Origin of the sequence: Jiangella rhizosphaerae (genome assembly GCF_003579925.1) — a bacterium.
In the GTDB taxonomy this organism is placed as follows: domain Bacteria; phylum Actinomycetota; class Actinomycetes; order Jiangellales; family Jiangellaceae; genus Jiangella; species Jiangella rhizosphaerae.
In genome coordinates, this window is record NZ_QUAL01000328.1 from 1 (window position 1) to 4,798 (window position 4,798).

General features: G+C 71.8%; 4 protein-coding genes. 1 reads left to right on the top strand and 3 read right to left on the bottom strand.

Going from position 1 to position 4,798, the window contains the following annotated elements; translation table 11 throughout:
• The 3 genes from DY240_RS24180 to DY240_RS24190 form a co-directional block, all read right to left on the bottom strand.
• Nucleotides 1-837 (bottom strand): ABC transporter permease (locus DY240_RS24180; RefSeq protein WP_199702298.1); only part of this gene is annotated, 837 nt, incomplete at its 3' end.
• On the bottom strand, nucleotides 834-2,318 hold the full coding sequence (locus tag DY240_RS24185; RefSeq protein WP_119662282.1) for a sugar ABC transporter ATP-binding protein: 1,485 nt from the start codon (nucleotides 2,316-2,318) through the stop codon (nucleotides 834-836). The genes DY240_RS24185 and DY240_RS24180, both read right to left, overlap by 4 nt.
• Before the next feature lie 17 nt (nucleotides 2,319-2,335).
• Complete coding sequence (locus DY240_RS24190; protein WP_119662280.1) at nucleotides 2,336-3,601, bottom strand: ROK family transcriptional regulator; 1,266 nt, start codon at nucleotides 3,599-3,601, stop codon at nucleotides 2,336-2,338.
• Between the two features lie 411 nt (nucleotides 3,602-4,012).
• On the opposite strand from DY240_RS24190, the gene DY240_RS24195 reads away from it, so the two are divergent.
• Nucleotides 4,013-4,393, top strand: a complete 381-nt coding sequence (locus tag DY240_RS24195) for a VOC family protein (protein ID WP_119662281.1) — start codon at nucleotides 4,013-4,015, stop codon at nucleotides 4,391-4,393.
• Nucleotides 4,394-4,798 lie beyond the last annotated feature (405 nt).

The window sequence follows — 4,798 nt, forward strand, 5'->3', positions numbered from 1 at the left end:
GCCGTGGGTGGAACTGCCGGTGGTGGTCCGCGCCATCAGCATGGCCGCGGCGATGCCGCAGGCCAGGCCCAGCACGACGTAGAGCAGGACGGTGTGCCGCTTGACCGCGATGCCGGCGAGGCGCGCCGCCGTCGGGTTGCCGCCGACGGCGATGGTGCGCCGGCCGAACGTGGTGCGGTTGAGCAGCACCCAGCCGATCGCGCTGACCACCGCGAAGATCCACACCAGCACCGGGATGCCGATGAGGTCGCCGTTGAAGAAGTCGACGAACGGCCGGACGTCGACGATCTGGGTGCGCCGCTCGGAGATGATCTCCGCGAGGCCGCGGGCGGCGGCCAGCATCGCCAGCGTGACGATGAACGGCGCCATGCCTCCGTACGCGATCAACACGCCGTTGACCAGCCCGCAGCCGATGCCCACAGCACAGGCCGTGAACACCATGATGATCCAGTGGGTGTCCTCGGCCATCGTCTGGGTGGCGAGGGTGGTGGCCCACACCGAGGACAGCGCGACGATGGCGCCGACGGACAGGTCGATGCCGCCGCCGATGATCACGAACGTCATGCCGATGCTGACGACGCCGATGACCGAAGCCAGCCGCAGCACCGTCAACAGGTTGTCAGTGCTGGCGAACCGGTCGCCGGCGGTGGCCACGCCCACGATGCACAGCACGATCAGCGCGACCACGAGGCCGAGGTTGCGGCCGAACGAGCTGCTCATGAACCGGCCGAAAGTGCTCCGGGTCTCGCCCTCCTCGGCGGCGGCCGCCTCGATGCGGCGGTGCTCGTCGGCGGGTGGTGTGGTGGTCGGCGGTGCGGCCGGGGTCTGCTCGCTCACGCTGCGCTCCCTTCCATCACCAGGTCGAGGACCCGGTGCTCGTCGATGTCGTCGGCCGGCCCGGTGTGCACGACGACCCCGTCCCGCAGGACCAGCACCCGGTCGGCCAGGCCGAGCACCTCGGGGACCTCACTGCTCACCAGGACGACGGCGACGCCCTCGTCGGCGAGCCGGCGGACGAGCGCGTAGATCTCGCTGCGCGCCCCCACGTCGACCCCTCGGGTCGGCTCGTCGAGCAGCAGCACGCGGCACTCCCGGAGCAGCCACCTGGCGAGGACGACCTTCTGCTGGTTCCCGCCCGACAGGGTGCGGACGGCGCGGTCGACGTCGGCGGGGCGGACGTCGAGCGCCTTCACGTGCTCGCTGGCGGCCCGCTTCTCGTCGCCGCGGTTGAGGAAGCCGCCACGCGCGAACCGTCCGATGGTGGCCAGGCTGACGTTGCGGTAGACGGCCTCGTCGAGCAGCAGGCCCTGGCTCTTGCGCTCCTCGGGGCACAGGCCCACGCCGGCGCCGACGGCGGCCCGCACGTGCCCGTTCCGCAGCTGCTTCCCGTCGACCGTCACCGTCCCGGACGTCGCCTTGCGGGCGCCGTAGATGGTCTCGAGGATCTCCGACCGGCCGGAGCCGACCAGGCCGGCCAGCCCGACGATCTCGCCTGCGCGGACGTCGAAGTCGACGCCGCTGAAGGCCCGGCCGGACGAGAGGTCGCGGACCGCGAGGACGACCTTGCCGTCGCCGTCGCGCGAGACACGGGGCGGGAACACGTACTCGATGTCGCGGCCGGTCATCAGCCGGGTGAGCTCGCGGGTCGGGGTGTCGCGGGCCGGCAGGCCCGTGGCGACCGTGCGGCCGTCCTTGAGGACGGTGACCCGGTCGCCGATCTCACGGATCTCCTCGAGCCGGTGCGAGATGTAGACGACGGCGACGCCATCGGACTGCAGGTCGCGGATGACCTTGAACAGCCGGCCGACCTCCTCCTGGTCGAGCACCGCCGAGGGCTCGTCCATGATGATCAGCTTGACGTCGTGCGACAGCGCCCGCGCCATGCTGACGATCTGCTTGCCCGCGGCCGAGAGCGAGCCGAGCTCGCGCCGCGGCGAGATCTCCGGGTGGCCGAGCCGGGCCAGCAGCGCCGCGGCCTCCTTCTGAGTGTCGCCGCGGTGCGCGAACCCGGCCGTGGACAGCTCGTGCCCGAGGTAGATGTTCTCGGCGACCGACAGGCCGTCGACGAGGTCGAGCTCCTGGTAGATGGTCGCGATGCCGTGCTTCATCGCCGCCATCGGGGTGGTGAGCCGGATCGCCTCGCCCTGCCAGCGAATCTCGCCCTCGTCGGGCTGGTGGGCGCCCGCGAGCACCTTGATCAGCGTGGACTTGCCGGCGCCGTTCTGGCCGAGCAGGCAGTGCACCTCGCCGGCGCGGACCTCGAGGTCGACGCCGTCGAGGGCCCGCACGCCCGGGAAGACCTTGACGATGCCCTGCATCTGCAGCAGCGGGTCGCTCACGTCATACCTCCGGGAAGTGGGGACGGAATCGAGGTGGCGGCCGACAGTCCCACAGCCGCGGGGTCGGTGAAGACGGCCTCGAGCGCGACGTGGGCGCCACCGCGGCACGCGGCGGTGAAGCCCAGCGCGGACAGCTCGATGCGGCAGCCGCCGCGGGCCGGCGCGACGACCCGCTTGTCCAGCTCGGTCTCCATGGCCGGCAGGAAGAACTCGCCGAGCGCCGCGAAGTAGCCGCCGAGCACGATCACCCGCGGGTTGAACAGGTTGACCAGGATGGCCGCGCCGAGGCCGAGCGCGGTGCCGACCGCCTCGATGCCGCGCAGCGTCCGGCCGTCGCCGAGCGCGGCGCGGCGGCGGATCTCGGCCAGCCGGACCTCGAGGTCGACGGACGGGTCGGTGACGGGGTCGTCCTTGTCGGCCACCTCGCGCAGCAGCGCGGCCAGGCCGACCGACGCCTCCCAGCAGCCGAGCTTGCCGCAGCCGCAGCGGTGCGCGGGGTCGCCGATGGGCATGTGGCCGATCTCGCCGCCGTAGCCCTCGGTGCCGCGCAGCAGCACGCCGTCGGAGATGACGCCGCCGCCGACGCCGGTCTCGCCGGTCACGTAGACGAGGTCGGCCGTGCCCGCCGACGTGCCGACGGCGTACTCGGCCAGCGCGCTGAGGTTGGCGTCGTTGTCGACGCGGATGGTCGTCGCCGGGCCGGTCACCCGGGCCGCCAGCTCGTCGGCGATGCGCACCTCGCGCCAGCCGATGTTCGGGGCGTGCCGCAGCACGCCGGGCGCGGTCTCGACCATGCCGGGGATGCCGACGGTGATGCCGGCGACGTCGTGCCCCTGGGCCGCGGCGTCGTCGACGGCGGCCGCGATGGCGGCGGCCAGCTCGTCCAGCGTCTTCTCCACGCCCAGCCGCGGCACGTCCAGCGGGGTGCGGACGTAGCGCAGCTCGTCGCCGCGCAGGTCGAGCACGAGGACGGCGACGTAGTCGACGTTGACCTCGGCGCCCAGGCCGCAGATGCGCCCGTCGATCTCGACGGTCTGCCCGGGCCGGCCCACCCCGCCGCCGCGCTCGACGTCGCCGTCGCGGACGAGGCCGAGCTCGGCCAGCTCGGCGACCAGGCTGGAGACGGTGGCCTTGTTGAGGCCGGTGTCGGCGGCGATGCGGGCCCGCGAGCGCGGCCCGTGGTCGCGCAGATCGCGCAGGACCATGGCGAGGTTGTGCCGGCGCAGGAACACCTGGTCGGCGGGCGCGGACGCGTCCGTCATGGGTGCCCCCTCTCCCGGCGTGACCTGCATCACGGGCGTTCGTCGGATGGGACAACAAACTAGGAAGGGCGGCCACTCGCGGTCAAGGGTTACGGGCGAGTTTCTTCCGGTGACCAGGGGATGACGCTCAGACGACGGCGGGCGCGGTCGCGGCCGCGCACGCGGCTGGACGACTCCGCCCATACCAGGCGATATATGCATTGAGCTGCACGTTGATCGTCCCGGCCGGACGTCCGGCAGGCGCCCGTGAGCCACGGCGGCGGTGAGGTCACGGTTCGGCAACATCCGGCGTCGCGGCGACAGAACGTCAGCACCTTGAGCCGAGTTTGGTGCACACGGATGGCGAACTTCCGACGTTCATTGGACAAAGTCTCGAACCGATTCAACGGCCGGCGCGTACGATCACGGCCCATGCACCGCAGCCGACTCTCGACCCTGCTCATCGACGCCCCGGCCGATCAGGCCCAGCAGAGCGTCGAGTTCTGGACCGCCGCGCTCGGCACCACCAGCCAGAGCCCACCCGGCGAGCCGCAGTTCCACCGGCTGGCCGACGCCGTGCCCGGACTCGTGACCGCCGTGCAGTCCGTCGACGACACGGCCCGCTACCACGTCGACATCGAGACCGACGACGTCCCGGCCGAGGTGGCCCGGCTGACCGGCCTCGGCGCCGTCGAGGTCGGCAGCTGGCAGGGCTGCCACACGCTGCGGGCGCCCGGCGGGCACCTGTTGTGCGTCATCCCGGTGCACAGCGACCCGGACGAGTTCGCCGCCGCGGCCCGCGTGTGGCCGTAGGCGACGTTCGTGACGTTGGCCGTCCCCCTGCTGCCCCATTCTCTTGCCGCGAACGGGCACCTATCAGGGGGACGGGGAAGGATCTGGGCACGCCTCGGCGTTGGCGTGCCCGTTTCACCCTGCTTTGTCGGGTTGTGGACGGCGATGATCATCGGCGATCGCCTACATCACGAGGATTACCTGAGCTTCACCATGCCTGTAGGGGTGTTGACGCTGGGGCAATCCTCGTGATGGCCCGCGAATCACGGTGAAATCTCACCAGGTGGACGCCCAACGACACCAACGCCACACCGTAACGGGCCAACACCAACGCCGCGGGAGACGTCGCCACACTCCCCCCGTCCCCCTGATAGCCAGTCATGCCGGGCTGGCGCCCGCCGGGATGAAACTGGGGGTGTGGCTGAC

Bases quoted from the DNA above. Each gene is read 5' to 3' on its own strand.
- DY240_RS24185 (WP_119662282.1), bottom strand. From the start codon at position 2,318: ATGCAGGGCATCGTCAAGGTCTTCCCGGGCGTGCGGGCCCTCGACGGC.
- DY240_RS24190 (WP_119662280.1), bottom strand. From the start codon at position 3,601: ATGACGGACGCGTCCGCGCCCGCCGACCAGGTGTTCCTGCGCCGGCAC.
- DY240_RS24195 (WP_119662281.1), top strand. From the start codon at position 4,013: ATGCACCGCAGCCGACTCTCGACCCTGCTCATCGACGCCCCGGCCGAT.